The following is a 23,143-nucleotide window of genomic DNA, read 5'->3' as shown; positions in this document are numbered from 1 at the left end:
AACAAGTTATGTTCTGCTACCGTGCATCTTTTGGTGGAGGTAAGCGGGATCGAACCGCTGACCTCTTGCATGCCATGCAAGCGCTCTCCCAGCTGAGCTATACCCCCGACGCTGCAGAACAGAAACGAGATTATAGGGGAAGCTTCATAAGATGTAAAGCCCCCACCCCTTACTAAGCTGCAATAAGGCTCAAGCGCTGCAAAACAACTTCACGGCCAAACAGCTCTATGACGGCATCGATGGATGGCGTTTGCAATTGGCCTGTCAACAGCAAACGCAAAGGCATGGCCAGTTGTGGCATCTTCAGCGAGAAGTCGGCCAGGGTTTGCTTCATGGCGGCAGACAGGGCTGCCTTGTTCCACTCCACGGTTTTGCACAGTTCGGCATAGTGACGCAAAGCCGGCAATACGGCGTCTGTCACATGCTGGGTCATCAATGCCGGGTCGGCAGCTGGCTGGCGATAAAACAGCATGGCGGCCTGACCCAGTTCTACCGTGGTATTGGCACGTTCTTTCAAGAGTGCGATCACTGCCGTCAATGGCGGTGCATTGTCGAACTGTGCACCGTCATTCAGCATTTGCGGCTTGATCAAATCAGCCAGGCGCTGATTGTCGGCTGCCTTGATGTAATGATTATTTACCCAGGCCAGTTTTTCTGGGTTGAACTGGGCAGCAGAACCAGACAAATGATTTAAATCGAACCAACTGCACATCTGTTCCATGGAAAAGATTTCATCATCACCATGGCTCCAGCCCAGGCGAGCCAGGTAGTTGAGCATGGCTTCTGGTAGATAGCCTTGCAGTGGGTAGTCCATCACACTGACAGCGCCATGACGTTTGGACAGTTTTTGTCCATCCGGCCCCAGGATCATCGGTAAATGACCATAATGCGGCAGGGTCGCGCCCAGTGCATTGAGAATATTGATCTGGCGCGGTGTGTTATTGACATGATCATCACCACGGATAACGTGGGTGATTTGCATGTCCCAGTCATCGACCGCGACGCAGAAGTTATAAGTTGGTGTGCCATCCGGACGAGCAATGACCAAATCATCCAGTTCGCGATTGGCGATGGTGATTTGGCCCTTGACGACATCCAGCCAGCTGACTTCGCCATCCAGAGGATTTTTGAAGCGAATGACAGGCTTGCGGTCAGCCGGTATCGCAGGCAAGGTTTTGCCCACTTCAGGACGCCAGGTGCCGTCATAGCGTGGCTTGTCGCCGGCAGCACGCTGACGCTCACGCATGGCTTCGACTTCTTCTGGTGAAGAATAGCAATGATAGGCTGTGCCTTTGGCCAGCATGTCGGCCAGCACTTCGCTATAGCGCTCCATGCGCTTCATCTGGTAGAACGGACCTTCATCATGCTGCAGGCCCAGCCAGTTCATGCCTTCCAGAATTGCCTGTACGGCTTCCGGGGTGGAACGTTCAAGATCGGTATCTTCAATACGCAGCACGAAAGTGCCACCGAAATGACGGGCAAAAGCCCAACTGAACAAGGCAGTGCGGGCACCGCCAACATGAAGATAGCCGGTAGGGCTGGGAGCAAAACGGGTGCGTACAGTCATGAGATCACAAGCGTGCATCCCGCAGCCAATCGAACGCAGGCTGACAAGGCACTTTAATGGTTAAAACCAGCATTTTACCGTTTTAACATCGGGGACGGATAGCTTTCAGCATTTAGCACTGCCGGAATCAGATTCACGGTGGCTGCGGCAAACTATCTGCATGGTAGTATGACGCTGAAAACCAGTCAGTTTAAGAGCAGATCATCCATTCCATGCAAGCCCCACTTCCCGTACGCGATGGCATCGCCCCCAGCTATATCTGGATACCTGAAGGTCATTGGAACAATGTCTTCTGCTTTTTGCAAGATTACTTCCCTGATATTGATGCCAACATCTGGAAATCGCGTCTGGAGAAACACGAGGTCGTTGATCAGCATGGCAAAGTCTTGCATGCAGACAGCACCGTCAAACGCGGCATGTGTATTTTTTATTACCGTGAGCTGGAACATGAAACCCATATCCCATTTTATGAAGACATCCTGTTCCAGGATGAACATTTGCTGGTGGTGGACAAACCGCATTTCTTGCCGGTGATTCCATCCGGACGGTTTTTAAAGGAAACCCTGCTGGTCAGACTGAAAAAAACCACTGGGCTGATGGATCTGAGCCCCATACACAGGCTGGACAGGGAAACAGCTGGCGTGATGCTGTTTTCGCATAATCCGGTGACACGCGGCCAGTACCAGTCTTTGTTCCAGAGCAAAAGTATGACAAAGACTTACCATGCCGTCGCGGCACATTTACCTGAATTATCGTTTCCGCTACGTCATTGCAGTCGCATGGAAGAAGCAGAGAAATTCTTCGTCATGCGTGAAACTGTGGGCATGCCCAATTCTGAAACCTTGATCGCCATCAAGGAAAGACGCGGTGAACATAGCCTTTACCAACTACAACCGGTGACCGGTAGAAAACATCAATTACGCCTGCACATGAGCAGTATTGGCGCGCCCATACTGAATGATGCCTTCTATCCAGTCGCCCTGCCCTGCAAGGCCGATGATTTTTCTTCCCCCTTGCAGCTATTGGCTAAATCCATCAGTTTTAATGATCCGCTGACTGGTCAGCAGCGTTATTTCGAGAGTAAAAAATCGCTGTAAGTCTTCGCCATAGAGGGCTTGCCCTGCAAACAGGTTGACAGTCTGCGGCTAAAGCGGTAAGATTCTGGTCTTCGGAGTGTAGCGCAGCCCGGTAGCGCATCTGCTTTGGGAGCAGAGGGTCCAAGGTTCGAATCCTTGTACTCCGACCAAATTCCAGGGATCGTCAGCGACGGTCCCTTTTATTTCAGTAGATTCAGATCTTGGTTGTTTTTAGCTGCATCGACTAGAATAAAAAATGACAAACCAGTTTTTCGGAGTGTAGCGCAGCCCGGTAGCGCACCTGCTTTGGGAGCAGGGGGTCCAAGGTTCGAATCCTTGTACTCCGACCAGTTAAAAAAGGATCGTTGATTTTTCAACGATCCTTTTTTCTTTTCCGACTGATCATACGGCTATTCCAACTTACTTAGAATGCAGGTTTACTTAAATCGCGCGAGCACCCGTAAGTCATCTCCCACCTGGCTTACCTCATGAAATTGCAGGATTTTCGCTTGATCTACATGTGTCAATTCCGGCAAGGCAAACAGACTAGCTCCACTCCCCAAAAGCTTGGGGGCCATATAAAGTAATAATTCATTGACGCAACTTTGCTGTATCAATGCGCCATTCAATTTTGTACCTGCTTCTACATGCAGCTCATTGATTTGTCTGCGTCCCAGTTCTTGCATCAAGCCAGGCAAATCCACTTGCTGATTCACATTTGGTATGCAAATAACTTCAGCACCCGCCTGTTCCAGCACGGCCTGTTTTTCAGTATCCGGCAGTGCGCAAACAATCAACGCACCGCCTTGCAGCACCTTGGCCTGCGCAGAGATACGTAACTGTGAATCAACGATGATTTTTTGCGGCTGACGTGGCGTGTCCACACCCCGCACGTTCAGCATAGGGTCATCCGCCAGGACGGTACCTATGCCAGTCAATATGGCGTCTGCCCTCGCCCGCCATTGATGTCCATCCTGCCTTGCAGCAGGCCCGGTGATCCATTGGCTTTGGCCGTTTGGCAAAGCCGTGATGCCATCGAGGCTGCCTGCGACTTTCATCCTGACCCAGGGTCGGCCACTTTCCATGCGTTGGAAAAAGCCTATGTTCAATTCGCGCGCCTGCAAGGCAAGGTCGGGAAACAAGCCACATTCCACGGCTACACCGGCGTCCCTCAAAATACTTAACCCGCGCCCTGCCACTTGTGGATTGGCATCCTGCATGGCCGCCACCACACGTGCTATACCAGCATCACGCAAGCCATTTGCACAGGGTGGCGTGCGGCCAAAATGACTGCAGGGCTCCAGCGTGACATAGGCGGTGGCGCCACGCACGTCATACCCTTTTGCTGCGGCGTCACGCAAGGCTTGCACTTCCGCATGCGCCTGTCCTACGGGTTGGGTCCAGCCCTGCCCTAGTACCTGGCCACCACGCACGATCAAGCAGCCCACCTTGGGGTTAGGTGAGGTTTCTATGGTGGCGCAGCTTGCCAGCGCCAGCGCCTGTTGCATGAAAACATAATCGGCCTGCTGATCCATGCTCAGGTGATCCATACTCAGGCGCGCCTCAGGTATTTTGTATGGTAATACTGGGGAACTTGCTGGTCATGTCCTTGGCTTTTTCAGCAACCTTGATGGCCACCTTGCGTGCGATGTCTTTATAGATGCTGGCAATTTGCCCTTCGGGATCAGCCACCACCGTCGGTCTGCCAGAATCGGCCTGCTGACGTATGGTCATGGTCAAGGGCAGCCCGCCGAGGAAATCAACACCAAAGTCAGTACACATTTTCTGACCACCGCCTTCGCCGAAAATATGCTCAGCATGGCCGCAATTCGAACAGATATGAATGCTCATGTTTTCGACGATACCCAGGATAGGGATACCGACTTTTTCAAACATCTTCAAGCCCTTGCGCGCATCCAGCAAAGCGATGTCTTGCGGCGTGGTGACAATCACAGCACCAGTGACCGGCACTTTTTGCGACAGGGTCAATTGCACATCACCTGTGCCCGGCGGCATGTCGACGATCAGATAATCCAGATCACGCCAGTTGGTCTGTTCCAGCAATTGCTGCAGGGCCTGGGTGACCATGGGACCACGCCAGACCATGGGTTCATCCGGGTCTATCATGAAACCGATGGACGTCACCTGCAAGCCGTGGTTTTCCAGTGGCTCCATGGTTTTACCATCGACTGTTTCAGGACGGCCAGAGATACCCATCATCATCGGTTGTGAAGGACCATAGATATCAGCATCCAGAATACCCACTGACGCGCCTTCGGCAGCCAGTGCCAGCGCCAGATTGACGGCGGTGGTCGATTTACCAACCCCGCCCTTGCCAGATGCCACCGCAATAATGTTTTTGACATTCGGCATCAGCTTGATACCACGCTGCACGGCATGTGCAACGATTTTCGATGTCACATTGACTGTCACCCTGCCCACACCCGGCACAGCACTGATGGCAGCGACAACCGCAGCACGTATCAGGTCAAACTGGCTTTTGGCTGGATAGCCCAATTCCACGTCAAGACTGACATCTGCACCTTCAATCTTGATATTTTTGACTGATTTTGTCGTTACCAGGTCTTTACTGGTGTTCGGGTCTATCACTTTTGCCAATGTGGCTTTAATGTCGTCAACGGTCATACTCATGCAATTCTCCAAAGATATCCTGTAAGTCTAGCGCAAATTACGACACTAGCCGAGTATAGCCTTGTTGCATGTGGGCATATTGAACAGGCCCAAGCTTCCCCGCCAGGCCAAGTTCAAGCATAATGGTTTCGCTGTCATTTTGTTTTTTTCATTAGGACTTACGCAAAATTGTCCCAGCAAGGCCCAGCGACGAAGACAGTACTTTAGTACGCGGCTCCCAGGAGAGGAGCTGTAAAGCAGCTGGGGCGGCTTTGCGTAAGTCCTATTCACAAGAAAATCAGGAGATATTGATGCAAGTACAAGCCGCACGCCCTTCCCGCAGCAAGTTCTGCCTGTTGTTATCTGTCCTGGGCTTGCTCAGTTATTCCCTGACTGCTCATGCAGGCCTGCTAGTCGGGCACCTGACTGATAAAAATGCACAATCCGTTGCCAATGCAGTCCTGTTTGCGACACCACTGGATACCCCGATGCCGGCCAAAAAGGCTGGTGAGACCAGCATCGTTGCGCAAGAAAACTATGCGTTCAGCCCTTACCTGACAGTGGTACGCAGCGGTACGCTGATACGTTTTCCCAACAAGGATAGTCACGAGCATCACCTGAAATCATTTTCACCCGCAAAAACCTTTGAACTGCGCGTGAACAGCAAGAAAGAAGAACCCGCCCCTATTCTTTTCGACAAAACCGGAGAAGTGGCGCTGGTTTGTCATTTCCATGACTGGATGCGCGGCTTTATTTATGTTGTCGACACACCGTATTTCGCCAAGACCGATGCATCTGGCAGTGCCGTCATCAACAATTTGCCTGCAGGTAAGTACGAAGTCAAAGCCTGGGCACCGAATATGCTGAGCGAGCCAATCACACAAATCATACAAGTGGCCAGCGATGGACCCAGCAATATCAAGTTCCAGTTTGATTTTGTCCCCAAAGCACCACCAGCACCACGTAACCTGAGCAAGGGTGCTGCGACTTTTGGCTACGATTAAGCAGCCTGTATTTGCTGCACGTAATTCAACACGATAAATTGTGCAGGTACCGTCAACGCTACATGCACTGACACCCTCAAAATACCTTGCAGTATATCGTCAGCTGTCATGGTACTACCCAGGCCTACAGCGACACTGAATGCACTGCCGGGGCTGTCACCAACCAGACACCCCGCCGTCCATTGCGCAGTCAGGAAACTATTGATGCCAGAAAACACTGCCACCCAGGTCGCGCTGTCATTTGCCTGAAACTCATAGGATTGCAATGCTGCTTTGATGGATTTGTTCAGCATGATGGCGGTGCGCCTGACACTAAGGTAACGCCAGTCATCACTATTGCCAGCCATGGTACGAGCCCCCCAGACCAGCATGCCATGGTTTGGAAAAACACGAATGGCGTTGACGGCAAGACCATTCAGCGGCTGATTAATTTCTGCCTGTTGCTGGTCATTGAGATTTACTGCTGGAGAGATAGCGTTGATGATGGAGGTATTTGCCGGTGCATGAAATACGCCATAGGTATCATCATTACGTGTATACACGCCAGCCATGGCAGACGAAGGCGGCAACAGATTAACGCTGGTCGCCAGATTTTGCATGGTTTGCCGGTACAAAGGTGACATTACCTGCAAAGCCTGATGCCGCTGTTTTATCGTAGCTGGGTCAGCTGCCTGCGGCAATACATCCACCTGATTGGTCAGATAAGTCTTTAATTTATCTGCAGCCTGCGGTGAAAACAGCATAGATGCTTCGGCAGTCAGGTCAGCAATAAACTGCGGCAGGCTGGCAGCTGATATCCAGGTATAGTCAATGGCACTGACGCTGAGCACATTGGTATTAAGCCAGGGGTAGTAGCTAACGCCATACTGATTGAAGTCTTCACCCAGGCCAGCAATTTTATAAAAACCACCACTACCGTTACCGCCGTTGATAGGGTCCTTGGTACTGCTATCGGGTGGCAAATAACCATTTAGCACGTCCAGGATACAGACGAGATTCCCGGTTTCATTGCATATTCTCAAGGCGGTCTGCGAAACACTCACCCAGTCATCCTGCATCAGGTTTACCGCATCTGGCATGACCAATACATCCGGTTCAGGATGGTTTGGTAGCAAGGCAAGCGCGTTGCTATACGCTTCTTTCGAAAAAATGCAGTCATTGCCGATCACATCTGCATATGTCGACAAAGAAAGAACGTAGCAAATACCACCACCATTCTCAAAAAACATCTGCAAGCCCGGATACAACAAGAAAGCTGGCGTCGCTGCATTTGCATCGTAAGGTGGAAAAGCCTGGGATTGGCTCACGTAGTCATATTCCACTTTTGCTGCCCCGCCAAATATGCTCTGGTAATCCTGCATCGAGGTAATGGGAATCACCTGACCCACGACGTTATTTCCATTCTCACTGGCAGTCTGTGTGTAACCAATAAACAGAGGTATGCCGGTAGCAGCCTGTACCACGTTACCGGCAAAACTACCCGCCTCTGTGATATACACGCCTGGCGTGGTTTCTTGTGTTGACATGAATCGCGACTCCAGTAAGCATGCGGCACACCATGGTCAGTAATGGCTGTATTGGCATAGGTAAAAACAATGTTATTTAATCACATAATGCAGTACCTGCATGAACTAATTGGCAAGTATTGATGCAATTAGTCATGCTTTAGTAAACATTGATGAACAGCCATACATCACAAATTCAAGTCCCCCCTATTACGGCTACACGCAGTGACACCTGAAAATCGATGTAACAATAGCTCGCAGTGCCAGTAGCACCAGAGATGGCGTTTTTGCCAATGAGAATAGTACTGTCATCAGCCAACGTATCTGCCACCACACGTAATACACGCAAATCCCCCCTTGTTCTCATGTCATACGACAAAGAAGCTGGTTTATCAAACATCCGATAACAACAGGCAACTAAAAACATGGCCGCCAAAATGGTCGTGGCATTGGGCGGTTTCCATATCTTGATCCACGCACTCATTTTTAACAAAATAATGATTGATATTTTCAAATGACAGCGCTACCATTAAGACTGACAAGCAAATCAATTTGCGATTTTTCAGGTAACAGGAACTCATGACATCAATTGAACATTCTCCCCTCGCTTACGGCGATACCCCTCGCATCGTTGATATGCGCGTCGTACCGGTTGCTGGCCGCGACAGCATGTTGCTTAATTTGAGCGGCGCACACGGCCCTTACTTCACCCGCAATATTGTGATCCTGACCGATAGCGCTGGCCGCACTGGCGTCGGCGAGGTGCCCGGTGGCGAAAAGATACGGCAGACGCTGGAAGATGCGCGCGAGCTGCTGGTTGGCAAACCCATAGGTCATTACAACGCGATACTGAACCAGGCACGCTCAGCCTTTGCCGACCGAGATGCAGGCGGGCGTGGCTTACAGACCTTTGACCTGCGCATTGCTGTGCATGCCATCACGGCGCTGGAGGCTGCGCTGCTCGATCTGATGGGCCAGTTTCTCGGTGTGCCAGTCGCCGCCTTGCTGGGTGAAGGTCAGCAACGCGATGCAGTCGAGATGCTGGGCTATCTGTTTTATATCGGTGACAGCAAAGTCACTGATCTGCCCTACGCGGCGGCATCTGCTGATGCAGAAGACGACTGGGCACGCCTGCGCCACGAAGCGGCCTTGACGCCAGAAGCAATTGTGCGCCTGGCTGAGGCAAGCTACCAGCGTTACGGCTTCAACGATTTCAAATTGAAAGGCGGCGTGTTCAGCGGCGAAGCAGAAATGGAGGCCGTGACAGCGCTGGCCGAACGCTTTCCTGATGCACGTATCACGCTGGACCCGAACGGCGGCTGGCTGCTGAAAGATGCGATACGCCTGTGTCGCGACAAGCATGATGTGCTGGCCTATGCAGAGGATCCTTGTGGTGCAGAAAATGGCTATTCGGGACGTGAGGTGATGGCAGAATTTCGCCGTTCCACCGGCTTGCTGACCGCTACCAACATGATCGCCACAGACTGGCGCGAAATGCGCCACGCGATTGCCCTGCAATCAGTCGATATCCCGCTGGCTGATCCGCATTTCTGGACCATGCAAGGCTCGATACGCGTGGCACAGATGTGCCATGAATGGGGCCTGACCTGGGGCTCGCATTCAAATAATCACTTCGACATCTCGCTTGCCATGTTCACCCATGTGGCTGCCGCAGCACCAGGAAAAATCACGGCAATTGATACCCACTGGATCTGGCAGGATGGCCAATTCCTGACCAAGGACCCGCTGAAGATCAAAGGCGGCATGGTGCGGGTACCCGACAAGTCCGGCCTGGGCATAGAGCTTGATCTGGACGCCATAGAGGCTGCACATCAACTCTACCTGGGCATGGGTCTGGGAGCGCGTGACGATGCGGTGGCCATGCAATATCTGATTCCAGGCTGGAAATTCAATAACAAAATGCCTTGCCTGGTCAGATAAAAAAATAATCATTAGGAGACAGCAGTATGAATACCGTAACAACTACGGCCCCTGTGGCCGTGCCTGCTTCCAGTGTGCTGGACCAGGCAGTCAGCAAAGTCAAATGGCGCATCCTGCCGCTATTCGTGGTGATGTTTATCGCTAACTACATCGACCGCGTCAATATCGGTTTTGTGCGCAGCCATCTGGAAAAAGACCTTGGCATCGGTGCTGCCGCTTTTGGCTTTGGTGCCGGTATCTTCTTCCTGGCCTATGCCCTGTTTGAAGTGCCTTCCAACATCCTGCAACAGCGCTTTGGAGCCAAAGCCTGGCTGACACGCATCATGGCAAGCTGGGGTGTGGTAGCCACCGGTATGGCCTTTGTGCAGGGCGAAACCTCGTTTTATGTGATGCGTTTCCTTCTTGGTGTCGCCGAAGCAGGCTTCTTTCCGGGTGCGGTCTACTATTTTACGCAATGGCTGCCGAACCGTGAACGTGGCAAGGCAATGGCGATTTTTCTCAGCGGCTCAGCACTGGCATCCGTGTTATCCGGTCCGCTATCAGGTGCGCTATTGCAGATTGAAGGCGGTGGCTTCCACGGCTGGCAATGGATGTTTATCATCGAGGGACTGGCTTCCATCGCACTCTGTTTTGTCGTCTGGTTTTGCCTGGATTCACATCCACGTGATGCCAAATGGCTGACTGACGAAGAGCGGAATGAGCTCACCACCGTCATCGCAGCCGAGCAAAAAGAGCGCGATGCCAACAAGCCCGGACGTGTCAGTTCGTTCAGTCTGTTGCGCGACAGCCGTATCGCCCTGTTTTGCTTCATCTATTTTGCGGTCCAGTTGACGATCTACGGTGCCACCTTCTGGCTGCCCAGCATCATCAAAAAAATGGGGCACTTCAGCGACTTCCAAGTTGGCTTGTTCAATTCAATCCCCTGGCTGATTTCGATTGCCGCCATGTATATGTTCGCAGCATTGGCATTGCGCTTCAAACATCAGCAGATGTGGGTGGCAATTGCATTGACTATTGCTGCTGGTGGCATGCTGGCATCCACTGTGGGTGGCCCTGTGTTTGCGTTTATTGCTATCTGTTTCGCGGGCATAGGCTTCAAGGCGGCATCATCACTTTTTTGGCCCATACCACAAGCGTATCTCGATAGCCGTATTGCTGCCGCCGTGATTGCGCTGATCAATTCGCTGGGTAATCTGGGTGGCTTCGTGGCACCTGCCACCTTTGGCTTCCTGGAGCAAAAAACTGGCTCCATCCAGGGTGGCCTGTATGGTCTGGCCGCTGCTTCCATGCTAGCAGCTGCACTGGTTTTCCTGACGCGCAAATCGAAAACTGCGGCTTAAGCACAATGCGCCACACGCCTGACCGTGCAGGTGTGTGGCAGAAAAGTTCTAGAATGAAGAACCCGGCTCAGAAAGAAACTGCACTTCCTCTGCCGTTGAAGTGCGTCCCAGTATGGCATTGCGATGTGGAAAGCGGCCAAAGCGCTGTATCACTTCGCGGTGCCGTATTGCAAAACGGTAATAACCCTCAAAAATCTCACGCTGTTTTTCAGGCACGTCATTGCGCAGAGCATCATATAAGGCCACCGCCCTGTCCTGATCCGCCAGCGATTCTGAATGTTCCAGCGGCAGATAAAAGAAGACCCTGTGTATGGGACGCAACTGGCGATCTGCCTGCACCGCCAGACCTGCTTCGCTGTAGCCTCTTGCCCGGGCATCACAGGCAAACGATTTTGGCGTGGCTCTATACATATTCCTTGGGAACTGATCGCACAGAATAATCAGCGCTAGCCGCCCTTCTGCGGTATTTTGCCAGCTATCCAGTTCACCATGCATGGCCTGGGCATTCAAATCAGCAAATCGCTCTCTGATAACGGTATCCAGTGCTTCATTCTTGGACCACCACAGTTTTGCCTGGGATTTTGCCGTCCCGGCATCGTCCACATCCTGCCCAAACCAGAAATCCAATATCGTACGAATACCGTCCATCAACATCTCCCTGAGTCAATTGGTGTGCAAAGATAGCATGATCAGGCATTTCCAATATTCTTTTACTTCTGTCTTGACTGAAATAAAAGAATTAACTACACTGTGCTCATGGAACTTACACCTGTCAAACAAAAATTTATCCTGCACTGGGGTGAAATGGGTACCTTATGGGGTGTCAATCGCACAGTCAGCCAGATTCATGCCCTGCTATACATCGTGGGTTGCCCCATGCAGGCAGAAGAAATTGCCGACACTCTGGGGGTGGCAAGGTCGAATGTATCGAATTCGCTGAAAGAGCTGCAAAACTGGAAATTGGTGAAACTGGCCCATGTCATGGGTGACCGCCGGGCACATTATGAAACTTCGCTGGATGTCTGGGAATTGTTTCGCACGGTAGTACGTGAACGTAAGGAAAGGGAATTCAACCCCACCATCACTACCCTGCAACAGTGCCTGGACAGCCCCGATCTGGATAAGGAAGACAAGGCCACACAATTACGCATCGCAGAAACCCTGGCCCTGATGAAGACCGTCACCACCTGGACCGACGAAATGTTGCGCCTGGAACCAAGCACCCTGATGAAGTTGTTGAAGATGGGGGCAGCAGTACAAAAATTTGTGCGTGGGGATGAAAAGTAAACGCCTCAAGGATAGTTGAAAAGTTACAGAGAAGAATTGTGAAGAAAAAATGCCTGGGCATTTTTTTAAAGATGAATTTCTGTTTAGACAGAAACATCAGAAATAAAAATCAAACCACCTGAAAACAAAAAAGGACGTCAACATGAACGACTATCCACTGACCCTGCTGTACGACGCATCCTGCCCTCTCTGCAACCTGGAAATGGACAATCTGCGGGAACGTGATCATTTGAACAGATTGATTTTTATTGATGCATCAGCTCCTGGTTTTGATGCGGGTAAATATGGTCTGACACTTAGCGAAATCATGCGTGTCATTCATGGTGTCAGGCCCGATGGCAGCATAGTGACCGGGGTGGAAACTATCCATCTGGCTTACAAGGCAGCCGGTCTGGGCTGGATGACGGCAGCGACGAAATTGCCTTTGCTTAACCCCATCAGCAATTGGGCATACATGCTTTTTGCAAGAAATCGCCACCACGTTTCTGCAATACTATCGGACCTTATCATACGCATCGCGGCCAGACGAACTGAAAAGCGCACCAGGGCTTGCAAAGCCGGTCAATGCACGGTCAAATAAAGACAAGATCATGAAAATTCTTATCTGCGGCGCACAAGGTTTTGTCGGTCGCCATATCAGTCTGGCTCTGCAAAAGGCAGGACATGAAGTCTGCAACGGCGTGCGCCGACCCATGTCTGGTAATAGTCCTGATGCTCCAGTTGAAATCGCCATCGATTATGCACACGATACTGATCCAGCCATCTGGGAAACACGTCTGCGTCAACTGGGGCAAGTCGATGTCATTATCAATGCGGTAGGCATACTCAATGAAACAGATGAACTAAGCTTTGATGCCATACATCGCGATGCGCCGATAGCCCTGTTCCAGGCGGCCAGTAAATGTGGGGTGTCATCTGTCATACAGGTTTCAGCACTGGGCGGAAGGCAAGAAGCAGAACGTCCTGAAATCATGACTGGCTACATGCGAAGCAAACGGGCTGCCGACAGCATGCTGATGAATAGCGACCTGACTTATCTGGTCTTGCGCCCTTCGCTGGTGGTTGGTGTGGATGGCGGCAGCAGTCAATTCTTCCGCATGCTGGCCAGTCTGCCCGTACTGGGTTTGCCCGGTCGCGGTGAACAACAGGTGCAACCTGTACTTATGGACGATTTGTGTGCAGCGATCAATATCTGGCTGGCAAATGAAAATCGCCCGAATCTGGTATTGAATGCAGTTGGCCCGCAAGCCATGTCTTATCGTCGCATGCTGGAAATTTATCGCAAGGCCATGGGCATGCCTGCACAATATATGTTTCCCATCCCCATGTCTGTCATGCGTGTGACCGCGCGCCTAGCAACGCTCTTACCGCAAAAGACGCTGGCACCAGACAGTTTAAATATGCTGGAGCAAGACAATGTCGCAGACGCGCAGCCATTTGCAGCACATCTGCACAGGCCCGCAAAATCACATGAAGACTGGTTTGCCGGCATACCGGCAAATATGCTGGCCAGCACAGCGATTGCAAGCTGGAGTGTGCCCTTGTTTCGCTATGTCCTGGCGCTGGTCTGGTTTGTCACCGCCGCATTATCGTTTGGGATATATCCAGTTTCGGGCAGTCTGGCTTTATTGCAACCTTTGGGTCTGAGTGGCGCACCTGCCATGTTCATGCTGATGGCAGCATCCAGCCTGGATTTATGCCTGGGTCTGGCGACGCTGTTTTGGCCAAGACGCATTTTATGGTTAATACAAATTGCCCTGATCGTCGGCTACAGTTGCATCATCGCGATCTATTCACCTGAATATTATTTACACCCGTTTGGGCCAGTATTGAAAAACCTGCCCATCCTGGCCATGCTTGCCTTTTTATTTTCTCATCAAAGAGACTCACAATGAACACCTATCTCTTACTCAAAACCCTGCATGTGTTGTCTTCCGTCTTGCTGGTTGGTACCGGATTCGGCTCGGCATTTTATATGTTCTTTACCAATCGCAGCAGACAATTCAAGGCACAAGTGGTGGTTGCACGCCTGGTGGTGTTGGCTGACTGGTGTTTTACCACACCAGCGGTGATTATCCAGCCCCTGACTGGCTTTGCCATGGTGCATATGGCGGGCTGGCCTTTAAGCACGCCCTGGATCATGTGGTCCTTTGCCCTGTATTTGTTTGCGGGTGCCTGCTGGTTGCCGGTGGTATGGCTGCAAATACGCATGAAGGCCATGCTGGAAATCGCTGACGCAAATAACAACAGCCTGCCCGATGTGTATTGGCGTTATGCCAGCTATTGGGAATGGCTGGGCTATCCTGCCTTCATTGCCATGGTGGGTGTCTACTTCCTGATGGTCAATAAACCCACTTTTTGAAGTGATAGCACAGGTGAGTGATAAAATTAGAGTATGAAAAAAATACCTGCCCCTTCCCTGCCCCCAACTCAGACACCTGCCGTCCGCAGCCGCCGCAAGAGCGGTGGCTTAACTCTGAGTGATGTTGCCAGGATTGCTGATGTTGCCCCTATCACTGCATCGCGTGCGTTGAAGTCGCCCGACCTGGTGTCACCCGCCGTTCTGCAAAGGGTGAGGGATGCCGTAGAAAAAACTGGCTACGTACCCAATTTGCTGGCCGGTGGCCTGGCATCTACCAAGAGCAAGCTGGTAGCAGCGGTGGTACCCACCATTACCGGTGCGGTTTTTCTGGAAATGGTGCAGTCTTTGACTGCCAGTCTGGCAGCGTCGGGGTACCAGCTCATGCTGGGGCAATCTGGTTATGAAAATTCGCGTGAAGATGCCTTGCTGGAAGCGATCATAGGACGCAGGCCAGATGGCATCGTTTTAACCGGCATCATGCGCTCGCCATTGGCCAAGCGCCGCTTGCAGGTCAGCGGCATCCCTGTCGTCGAAACCTGGGATCTGACATCCACCCCGATTGATATGCTGGTTGGTTTTTCTCACGACAAAATCGGCATTGCTGTTGCTGAATTTTTGCACGCACGCGGCCGCCGCAACGTTGCCACCATCAGCGCCAACGATGATAGGGCCGTACGCCGCAACAAAGGGTTTTCCGATACAGCAAAAAGCCTGGGGATGCTGGATGCGGGTAGTTCAGAGGTTCCAAGCTGTATCGTGCCTGCCCCTACGACGCTGGGTAGCGGACGCAGTGGCTTGCGTAGCCTGCTAAAGGATCATCCGAATATTGACGCCATATTTTGCAGCTCTGACATGCTGGCGCTGGGTGTAATAACCGAAGCCCAGGCGCTGGGTATTGCCATACCCGAAAAATTGGCAGTTATCGGACTAGGTGACCTGAGTTTTTCATGTGACCTGCACCCGGCATTAACATCGGTGAGGATAGATGGCAATGCCATCGGCAGCATCGCAGCTGATTTCATTATCCAGCGTGCCGATGGAAAACTGATCAGTGACCCGGTACGCGATATCGGATTCACCATCATTGAACGTGATAGCACCTGACCCGATTCTGAGTCAACATCAGACTCAGATCAGGTGTCGCTACTATTCAGTGTAGGGCCTCATAAAACTCGGCTTCGATAATTGATAGTGCTGCCTTGGCGACCACCTTGGCACCGGTATCCGTATTATTCTGGTTCGCAACTTCCTGCATGGCGAAGGCCTTGTCACTATCTGAAGCCATACCGGTCAATTCCACTTTGACCACGCGGCCCTGTACAGGTTTCAAGGGCAGGGTGACATAACCCAGGCTCTTGGGTGTCAATCCTTCATATACCAATTTGCCGTCTACGCTGATACGTATCGGGTAGCTGCGTTCACGCCAGCCTGTGAATTTGAAAACAGCTTCAGTCAAAGTGGCCGGACGTACCAGTTCATATGCTATCCATGCTTCGCCTGGCACACTGCTGCTGTGCCAGGCGGTGATTTCATCATCGTCATATGACTTGGCTGCAGTATCGACATTGCTGCCTGCTGTTACCTTTGCAATATCCATCGCCAGGCGAGATGGTTTGAATGAAGCCGTCGCCGGTGTCGGACCTCGTCCCAAATACGAAGGTAATTGTGCGCTAGCCAGTTGTGTACCCAGACCAGCATCCACTTTAACCGGTGTTGACGTGATGTCCAGGCTAGCTGATTTCAAGCCGGCAGCGGTGGCCGTCAGACGTATTTTTCCTGCATGGGTAGTACTGCGCAAGAGCACGCGATTGACACCACCCTCCACCGGCAAGCTGGGTGACAAGATATAGTTATTCTCGCCCTGGGCAATGCCTCCACGCCATTCTGCCGGGCCATCCAGTTTGAAATCAACCAGATTCAATGCAGTAGGATTGCGCTGGCCATTTGCATCAATGACTTCGACTTCCACCAATACCAAATCAGCCCCGTCTGCACGCCAGCCACTTGGTGCGGATTTGACATTCAGGCGCAAGGCCGCCGGCTCACCCGCAGTTTTCAATACTGTTTCACACAGCTTCTTGCCATCTGCAGCATAACCGACAGCACGCAATTCACCAGCCTGCCAGTTCACGTCCTTGAAGCTGAACAGGAAGCGTGCGCTTTGCTCGCCCCTTCCCAGGGATTTTCCGTTCAGGAACAGCTCCACTGCATCCGCACTGGATACCACGGTCACCGGCTTGGTTGTCGTCGGCGTGTAATTCCAATGGCCAATGATATGGATGCGTGGCTGCTCTATATCCACCCAGCCATCCCAAATGACCTGATGTGCGTAGAAGCCATCTTTAGGTATGCGCATGGCATCCACTTCACCGCTACGACGATAATTTTCTGCGCCGCGATGATGGGTATTGGTGTCAGAAAAAACGATATTCACACCGCCACTGCTGACCCGTTTTCCGGTACCCGGACGTTCACGCCAATAGTCGTACCAGCGCTGCACGTCTTCTATGGCATGTGAATCCTGGTTGCGGTTATAGATGCTGGCATCCTGTCCTTTATACAGGGGGCCATTCCCGTCCTTGTGATAAGGGGCTGTATAGTTGTCCCAGTATTTGCGCAAGCCTTCATCACGCGAATATTCCATGGCCCAGAATGGCAGTCTGGCGCTCTTGTTAATGTAGAGCATTTCACCACCGTATTCGGCTACCTGGCTATTCAGCATTTCGCGGCTGCCAGCGGCGCGTCCGCCATGTGGATCATACTGGTCACGGATGGCTTTCATCTCACGCATATGGGCTTCACTGATACCCTTGTTGCCGGATTCATAGAACAGGATGCTGGGATTGTTGCGGTTGTAAATCACTGCGTCGCGCATCAGTGCAACCCTTTGTTCCCAGCGACGGCCATCGACATCGGCTTCAGAATCACCAGCCGGCATGGCCTGTATCAGCCCTACCCTGTCGGCCGATTCTACGTCCTGCTTCCATGGTGTCACATGCATCCAGCGTACCAGGTTGCCATTGCTTTCCACCATCAGTTGATTGCTGTAGTCACTTAACCAAGGTGGTACCGACATGCCAACAGCTGGCCATTCATTCGAGGTACGTTGTGCATAACCATGCATTTGCAATACACGGTCATTCAGTTTGATCATGCCATTCGCAAATTCAGTCTTGCGAAAGCCGGTGCGGGTATGGACGGTATCCACTGCATGGCCATTCACTTTCAGCGTTGTGCTGACATCGTACAGATAACCATAGCCCCAGCTCCAGAAATTCAGTTTGCCTACACGCGCATTGGCTTTCACAATTGTGGTTTGGCCTGCGGCAATGGTTTGTTCCGGGCTGGCAAATGTGGCTACTTTCTTGCCATCCAGATCAATGATATCAACTTCATAGACCACACTGCTGGCAGCCTCCGTCTCATTCCTGATTTGTGATTCAGCAGTAATCGTGGCCGCCTTGCCAGCTATATCAAAGTCTTGCGCATAGACATAGGTGCCGGTAGTGCCCAAGTTGGAGTACAGCGGCAGGGTCTGGTACAAACGTCCACTCAGATGCAGGCGGATATTTTTGGGGATACCGCCATAATTCGCATTGAAATTATTGTTTGACCACTGATAGCGTTGGTTGCTAGCTTTTTCGCGATAATCCCAGGCATTGTCGGTGCGAACAGCAATCGTGTTTTCACCCGCAGTCACGGCCCTGCTGATATCCACACCAAAGGCCATGACACCATTTTCATGCAGGGCGACGGATTTGCCGTTGACAAAAATTTCGGCAGCCTGCCGCACACCTTCAAATTCGAGAAATACTTTGCCAGCTAAAGCACCGGCAGGTAAACGAAAGTGCTTACGATACCAGGCGATACCGGTAGATAAATCAGCAATATCTTTTTTAAAGGCTTCATCTTCGTTCCAGGCCCGAGGCAGGCTTATTGCCTTCCAACTGGCATCATCAAATGTTGAGTTCGCTGCGCCCGATGCGTCACCGACAAATAGTTTCCAGCCGGGATTGAAGTCATAGACGCTGCGAGCTGGTACAGCGACTGCCTGTGCAGCCTGCGCCGCCTGCATTGTCTGCGGCAGGCAGGCGCACAGGCCAAGCCCCAGTGATAACAAGCTGTTAAACAGTAATCGTGGTGGTCGAATTGCTTGCATGGCATACATTCATAGAAATTATTGGAATCCGGCTGTCGGCATAAATGGTAGCGCTATCAACATAGATGGTCAAGTTGCGGAACAGCCATACTAATGCCTGGAAATACACAGGTTTTCACTACCTGTCTGCTATGACAAACTGCCATTAACCAGGTAATTTTCAGAGCAATCAATTTGACGATTATTTGTCAGTCTTGACCAGAACTCATTTCATCAATTAGGGTGAAATGAATTCTAGAAACCATGTGGGTAGGCCCTGTCTATCTGCATTCCATGAGAAAAACTGCGTTTCCGGGCTGGCTGGCCTTAAAATAGCAGCTTTGGATCAATTATCCTCAGCATGCCGAATGGTTGCCACACCAGCTACCACCGCAGAAAGAACCATGATTTCCCCTGTAAGCCCCATAGAAACAGTAACAAACCCCGCAAGCAGCTGTTGCGCCTTGCCTGAGCCTGTCGTCAGGACGGCAGCGCAGCACTTGAACGATATCTTGCTGCAGGCGTTTGAGCATACCGGGCAACAGAGGGCTGTGCTGGTGTTTGACAACAATTGCGAGCTGGCAATGACGCTGACTGCAGCCTACAGGTTATGCTTGCCACAAGCGCAATTCATCGATTTCGATCAGGTAACACCGGACTTCATTTTGCAAACCCTGAATGCCCTGTCTGCCAATGACCTGGTAATTCTGGTTCAATCCACCAACTTCCGCCTTGAAGCATTCCGGCTGCGGGTAGAACTATTCAAGCGTAGCCTGAAAGTTATAGAACATCCTCATCTGGGTCGTATGCAGGGACAAGAAGTACAGTATTACATAGAGTCCCTGGCGTATGACGCTGCGTATTATCGCGGCACTGGCAATGCGCTCAAGCAAAAAATCGACAATGCCAGCACAGGCGTAGTGGATAGCGGCGGTGCCGAACTGATTTTCAGTGGTCGCTTTGAGCCGGCCAAACTGAATGTCGGTGATTATCGCGAGATGAAGAATATAGGCGGGCAGTTCCCTATCGGGGAAGTGTTTACTGAATCCGTCGCGCTGGAAGATGTGTATGGTCAAGTACGAATATTCGCCTTTGGCGATACCAGCTTTACCGTCAACCGCCCAGCACAGCCAATTACCCTGATCGTAGACAAGGGCCAGGTCGTTGATACCCGCGATTCCACACCTGAATTTGATCAGGTGCTGGCAAATATCCTTAAAGATGATGGTATCGTCTGGGTACGTGAACTGGGCTTTGGCATGAACCGTGCCTTTTCCAAAGACCGTAGCGTACGTGATATCGGCACTTATGAGCGCATGTGCGGTGTACATTTGTCACTGGGGGCCAAGCATGGCAGTTATGCAAAACCGCATATCAAGCGCGGCGAAGGCAGACACCATGTTGACGTGTTTGCCGTTACCGAAGCCGTCCGGCTGGATGAAGAAGTGGTGTACAGCAACGGTGCCTGGGTAGTCTGAAGCAGCCGCAGCAGGCAGCAAAATTAGCAAAAACACATAAAAACCCTTCGCCTGCGCTTGAGCTATGGGCAAAGCGTCTTCAATTTGGGCTTTCGCTGTTAGAATAATGCCCTTGTCCGTTCATAAAAAGTGCATCAACCATGACCCGTAAGCTGTTTGTCACCACTGCCCTGCCGTACGCGAATGCGCCTTTCCACCTTGGTCACATCATGGAGTATATCCAGGCTGACATCTGGGTAAGGCATCAGCGAATGTCAGGCAACGAGGTACATTTTGTCGGCGCGGATGATGCACATGGTGCACCTATCATGATTGCGGCTGAAAAAGCCGGTATCACACCACAGGCTTTCGTGGCGCAGATCGCTGCTGGCCGCAAGCAGTACCTTGATGGTTTCCATATTCAGTTTGACAACTGGCATTCGACGGATGGTGAAGAAAATCATCAATTGTCTCAGGATATCTATCGCAAACTGAAATCTGCTGGCTTCATCACCAGCAAAACCATAGAACAGTTCTTTGACCCGGTCAAAAACATGTTCCTGCCTGACCGCTACATCAAGGGCGAATGCCCAAAATGCGGTGCCAAGGACCAATATGGCGATTCTTGTGAAGTCTGTAGCGCCGTGTATGCACCGACTGATCTGAAAAATCCTTACTCTGTCCTGACCGGTGCCACACCTGTCATGAAATCGTCCGAGCATTTCTTCTTCAAGCTCTCGGATGAAAAATGCGTGGAATTCTTGCGCGGCTGGGCCTTGAAAGACAACCGCCTGCAATCCGAAGTGGCGAACAAATGCAAGGAATGGCTAGAAGGTGAAGGCGGCCTAGGCGACTGGGATATCAGCCGCGATGCGCCTTACTTCGGTATCGAGATTCCCGATCAACCGGGCAAGTATTTTTATGTCTGGCTGGACGCGCCAGTTGGTTACCTGGCTTCGCTGAAAAACTACTTCGGCAAAACCGGTCGTGATTTTGATGCCTTCATGGCTGACCCGACGACTGAGCAAATCCACTTCATCGGCAAGGACATCACTTATTTCCACACTCTGTTCTGGCCAGCGATGCTGAAGTTTTCTGAGTATAAAACACCAGACAACGTGTATGCGCACGGCTTTGTGACTGTCTCTGGTGAAAAAATGTCGAAGTCACGTGGCACCGGCATTTCACCACTGCGCTATCTGGAAATCGGCATGAACCCGGAATGGCTGCGTTATTATTTCGCCGCCAAACTGAATGCCAAGGTGGAAGATCTGGACATGAATCCGGATGACTTTGTGGCGCGCGTCAATTCTGACTTGATCGGCAAATACATCAACATCGCCAGCCGTGCTGCGGGTTTCATCACCAAGCGTTTCGACGGTGTGATCGCGACTGACTGGGCGACGGCGGATGACGCCTTCCTGAATAATCTGCGCAATGTTGCACCAGAAATCAAGACGCTGTTTGAAGCACGCGAATACGGCAAAGCCCTGCGCGCTGCCATGGAACAGGCTGATCTGGTGAATGCCTATGTGGATTCCAACAAACCCTGGGAATTGGCGAAAAAGCCTGAGAACGATGCCAAATTGCAGGAAGTCTGCAGCCGTTTGCTGGAAGCCTTCCGCATCCTGACCATTTTCCTGAAACCAGTCTTGCCGCAACTGGCAGCGCAAGTAGAAGCGCAATTGAATATCGCGCCTTTGCAATGGGCAGATGTTGCTACTCCGTTGCCACATCATCATAAAATCAATCCTTATGCCCACCTGATGCAAAGGGTGGACATCAAGATTTTTGATGATTTGTTTGATGCACCTGCGCCCCCTGCAGCACAAGCAAGCGCTGCTACCGACACTGCAGCAACTGACATCGAAGCATTGGCCGAAGAAATCAAGATTGATGACTTTGCCAAAGTGGATTTACGCATTGCCAAGATCGTCAATTGCGAGCATGTTGAAGGTTCAGACAAGCTCCTGCGCCTGACGCTGGATGTGGGTGAAGGCCGTACCCGCAATGTATTCTCGGGCATCAAATCAGCTTACCAGCCAGAACAGCTGATAGGCAAATTCACTGTCATGGTGGCTAACCTGGCACCACGCAAGATGAAGTTTGGCCTATCCGAAGGCATGGTACTGGCCGCTTCGGCCGCCGATGAAAAAGCCAATCCGGGCTTGTACATACTGGAAGCATGGCCTGGCGCCCAGCCAGGTATGCGCGTTCGTTAATATCTGCCTGCGCTTTTTTCTGACTATGCCTATCGTCGTCCGGGAAGCCACACTTGAAGATGCGCAACTGATCGCGCATCTTACCCGCACCTGCTGGTCTGAAAAAGTCGCGAGCAGTTCCACTGGTCATCATGAAAGCAGCGAACGGGTCAATCATGACTTGATGCAGGGTGGCGGTTTTGTGCTGCTGGTCGACGACGAACCTGTGGGTTCGGTACGCTGGCTGCCAGTGGACACAGAAAGCAATTGCTGGGAAATGCTGCGCATGGGGGTATTGCCCGCTTTTCGTGGTGAAACCCTGTCGCAGCACTTGCTGGAAGCAGTCATCCATGCCGCCCAGACTGCTGGCATAGAAGAATTGCGCCTGGGTGTACGTAGTGACCAGCCACGGCTGCTGGACCTGTATGCCACGTTTACATTTGAACTGGCACCAGAGCTTGAATATTCCCACGCCAACCCCAACGAACCTGCACCTTATGTGATGCGGCGTTTCCTGCGAAACTAGCGAAATCGGCATAATTCCTCGCACCTAATATATTTTAGGTATACTCTCATCCATTACACTGATAGTGCAGGCAATTATTTTCTTTTTAACAATGCAAAAACGCGTTTG

19 protein-coding genes and 3 tRNA genes are annotated in these 23,143 nt (G+C 51.5%); 14 read left to right on the top strand and 8 right to left on the bottom strand.

Going from position 1 to position 23,143, the window contains the following annotated elements:
• Positions 1–31: 31 nt before the first annotated feature.
• Positions 32–107: transfer RNA gene (locus AC1RVX_RS24195), tRNA-Ala, on the bottom strand.
• Positions 108–172: 65 nt separating this feature from the next.
• Positions 173–1,567, bottom strand: coding sequence for a glutamate--tRNA ligase (gltX, locus tag AC1RVX_RS24190; RefSeq protein WP_493219146.1), 1,395 nt, complete (start codon positions 1,565–1,567; stop codon positions 173–175).
• Between the two features lie 212 nt (positions 1,568–1,779).
• Between gltX and AC1RVX_RS24185 the strand changes: the two genes are divergently transcribed.
• The 3 genes from AC1RVX_RS24185 (at position 1,780) to AC1RVX_RS24175 (ending at position 2,993) form a co-directional block, all read left to right on the top strand.
• On the top strand, positions 1,780–2,664 hold the full coding sequence (locus AC1RVX_RS24185) for a pseudouridine synthase (protein ID WP_493219145.1): 885 nt from the start codon (positions 1,780–1,782) through the stop codon (positions 2,662–2,664).
• A 72-nt stretch (positions 2,665–2,736) separates the two neighbouring features.
• Positions 2,737–2,813: transfer RNA gene (locus tag AC1RVX_RS24180), tRNA-Pro, on the top strand.
• Positions 2,814–2,916: 103 nt separating this feature from the next.
• Positions 2,917–2,993: transfer RNA gene (locus AC1RVX_RS24175), tRNA-Pro, on the top strand.
• A gap of 87 nt (positions 2,994–3,080) precedes the next feature.
• Here the strand turns inward: AC1RVX_RS24175 and ribD are convergent.
• Together ribD and apbC are read right to left on the bottom strand one after the other, a co-directional pair.
• Positions 3,081–4,178 (bottom strand): bifunctional diaminohydroxyphosphoribosylaminopyrimidine deaminase/5-amino-6-(5-phosphoribosylamino)uracil reductase RibD, encoded by a 1,098-nt coding sequence (ribD, locus tag AC1RVX_RS24170; protein WP_493219253.1) that lies wholly within the window; start codon positions 4,176–4,178, stop codon positions 3,081–3,083.
• A 28-nt stretch (positions 4,179–4,206) separates the two neighbouring features.
• A complete protein-coding gene (gene apbC / locus AC1RVX_RS24165; RefSeq protein ID WP_493219144.1) occupies positions 4,207–5,295 on the bottom strand; it encodes an iron-sulfur cluster carrier protein ApbC in 1,089 nt (362 codons plus the stop codon).
• A gap of 290 nt (positions 5,296–5,585) precedes the next feature.
• On the opposite strand from apbC, the gene AC1RVX_RS24160 reads away from it, so the two are divergent.
• Positions 5,586–6,278: a carboxypeptidase regulatory-like domain-containing protein gene (locus AC1RVX_RS24160; protein ID WP_493219143.1), complete on the top strand. Its 693-nt coding sequence runs from the start codon at positions 5,586–5,588 to the stop codon at positions 6,276–6,278.
• Here the strand turns inward: AC1RVX_RS24160 and AC1RVX_RS24155 are convergent.
• On the bottom strand, positions 6,275–7,804 hold the full coding sequence (locus AC1RVX_RS24155; RefSeq protein ID WP_493219142.1) for a phage tail sheath family protein: 1,530 nt from the start codon (positions 7,802–7,804) through the stop codon (positions 6,275–6,277). The two genes, AC1RVX_RS24160 and AC1RVX_RS24155, sit on opposite strands and share 4 nt — an antisense overlap.
• 175 nt (positions 7,805–7,979) lie before the next feature.
• Entirely contained in the window at positions 7,980–8,297 is a 318-nt protein-coding gene (locus AC1RVX_RS24150) for a hypothetical protein (protein ID WP_493219141.1), read from the bottom strand.
• A gap of 65 nt (positions 8,298–8,362) precedes the next feature.
• Here AC1RVX_RS24150 and gudD point away from each other — a divergent pair, with 65 nt between their 5' ends.
• Together gudD and AC1RVX_RS24140 are read left to right on the top strand one after the other, a co-directional pair.
• Positions 8,363–9,724 (top strand): glucarate dehydratase, encoded by a 1,362-nt coding sequence (gudD, locus tag AC1RVX_RS24145; RefSeq protein ID WP_493219140.1) that lies wholly within the window; start codon positions 8,363–8,365, stop codon positions 9,722–9,724.
• Positions 9,725–9,750: 26 nt separating this feature from the next.
• Positions 9,751–11,064: an MFS transporter gene (locus AC1RVX_RS24140; protein ID WP_493219139.1), complete on the top strand. Its 1,314-nt coding sequence runs from the start codon at positions 9,751–9,753 to the stop codon at positions 11,062–11,064.
• Positions 11,065–11,112: 48 nt separating this feature from the next.
• Here AC1RVX_RS24140 and AC1RVX_RS24135 read toward each other — a convergent pair whose 3' ends face one another.
• A complete protein-coding gene (locus tag AC1RVX_RS24135; protein ID WP_493219138.1) occupies positions 11,113–11,712 on the bottom strand; it encodes a DUF924 family protein in 600 nt (199 codons plus the stop codon).
• A 108-nt stretch (positions 11,713–11,820) separates the two neighbouring features.
• Between AC1RVX_RS24135 and AC1RVX_RS24130 the strand changes: the two genes are divergently transcribed.
• The 5 genes from AC1RVX_RS24130 to AC1RVX_RS24110 all read left to right on the top strand — a co-directional run bounded on the left by AC1RVX_RS24130 (position 11,821) and on the right by AC1RVX_RS24110 (position 15,817).
• Entirely contained in the window at positions 11,821–12,351 is a 531-nt protein-coding gene (locus tag AC1RVX_RS24130) for a GbsR/MarR family transcriptional regulator (RefSeq protein WP_493219137.1), read from the top strand.
• 142 nt (positions 12,352–12,493) lie between these two features.
• Positions 12,494–12,931 (top strand): thiol-disulfide oxidoreductase DCC family protein, encoded by a 438-nt coding sequence (locus AC1RVX_RS24125; protein WP_493219136.1) that lies wholly within the window; start codon positions 12,494–12,496, stop codon positions 12,929–12,931.
• A 10-nt stretch (positions 12,932–12,941) separates the two neighbouring features.
• Positions 12,942–14,246 (top strand): SDR family oxidoreductase, encoded by a 1,305-nt coding sequence (locus AC1RVX_RS24120; protein WP_493219135.1) that lies wholly within the window; start codon positions 12,942–12,944, stop codon positions 14,244–14,246.
• Positions 14,243–14,713: a DUF2269 family protein gene (locus tag AC1RVX_RS24115; RefSeq protein ID WP_493219134.1), complete on the top strand. Its 471-nt coding sequence runs from the start codon at positions 14,243–14,245 to the stop codon at positions 14,711–14,713. Before AC1RVX_RS24120 ends, AC1RVX_RS24115 begins: the two co-directional genes overlap by 4 nt.
• 33 nt (positions 14,714–14,746) lie before the next feature.
• The gene (locus AC1RVX_RS24110) at positions 14,747–15,817 is read left to right on the top strand and encodes a LacI family DNA-binding transcriptional regulator (RefSeq protein WP_493219133.1); all 1,071 of its coding nucleotides are present in this window, start codon (positions 14,747–14,749) and stop codon (positions 15,815–15,817) included.
• 46 nt (positions 15,818–15,863) lie between these two features.
• Here the strand turns inward: AC1RVX_RS24110 and AC1RVX_RS24105 are convergent, their stop codons facing one another.
• The gene (locus AC1RVX_RS24105; protein ID WP_493219132.1) at positions 15,864–18,872 is read right to left on the bottom strand and encodes a DUF4982 domain-containing protein; all 3,009 of its coding nucleotides are present in this window, start codon (positions 18,870–18,872) and stop codon (positions 15,864–15,866) included.
• Positions 18,873–19,255: 383 nt separating this feature from the next.
• On the opposite strand from AC1RVX_RS24105, the gene AC1RVX_RS24100 reads away from it, so the two are divergent.
• The 3 genes from AC1RVX_RS24100 to AC1RVX_RS24090 all read left to right on the top strand — a co-directional run bounded on the left by AC1RVX_RS24100 (position 19,256) and on the right by AC1RVX_RS24090 (position 23,035).
• Positions 19,256–20,329: a M29 family metallopeptidase gene (locus tag AC1RVX_RS24100; RefSeq protein ID WP_493219131.1), complete on the top strand. Its 1,074-nt coding sequence runs from the start codon at positions 19,256–19,258 to the stop codon at positions 20,327–20,329.
• A gap of 140 nt (positions 20,330–20,469) precedes the next feature.
• Positions 20,470–22,530, top strand: coding sequence for a methionine--tRNA ligase (gene metG / locus AC1RVX_RS24095; RefSeq protein ID WP_493219130.1), 2,061 nt, complete (start codon positions 20,470–20,472; stop codon positions 22,528–22,530).
• A gap of 25 nt (positions 22,531–22,555) precedes the next feature.
• A complete protein-coding gene (locus AC1RVX_RS24090; protein ID WP_493219129.1) occupies positions 22,556–23,035 on the top strand; it encodes a GNAT family N-acetyltransferase in 480 nt (159 codons plus the stop codon).
• Positions 23,036–23,143: the final 108 nt, after the last annotated feature.

It is taken from the genome of Undibacterium sp. GW821-FHT11B02 (assembly GCF_058808955.1).
Note: the sequence above shows the minus strand (reverse complement) of the source record. Positions and strands in the feature narration are given on the sequence as shown.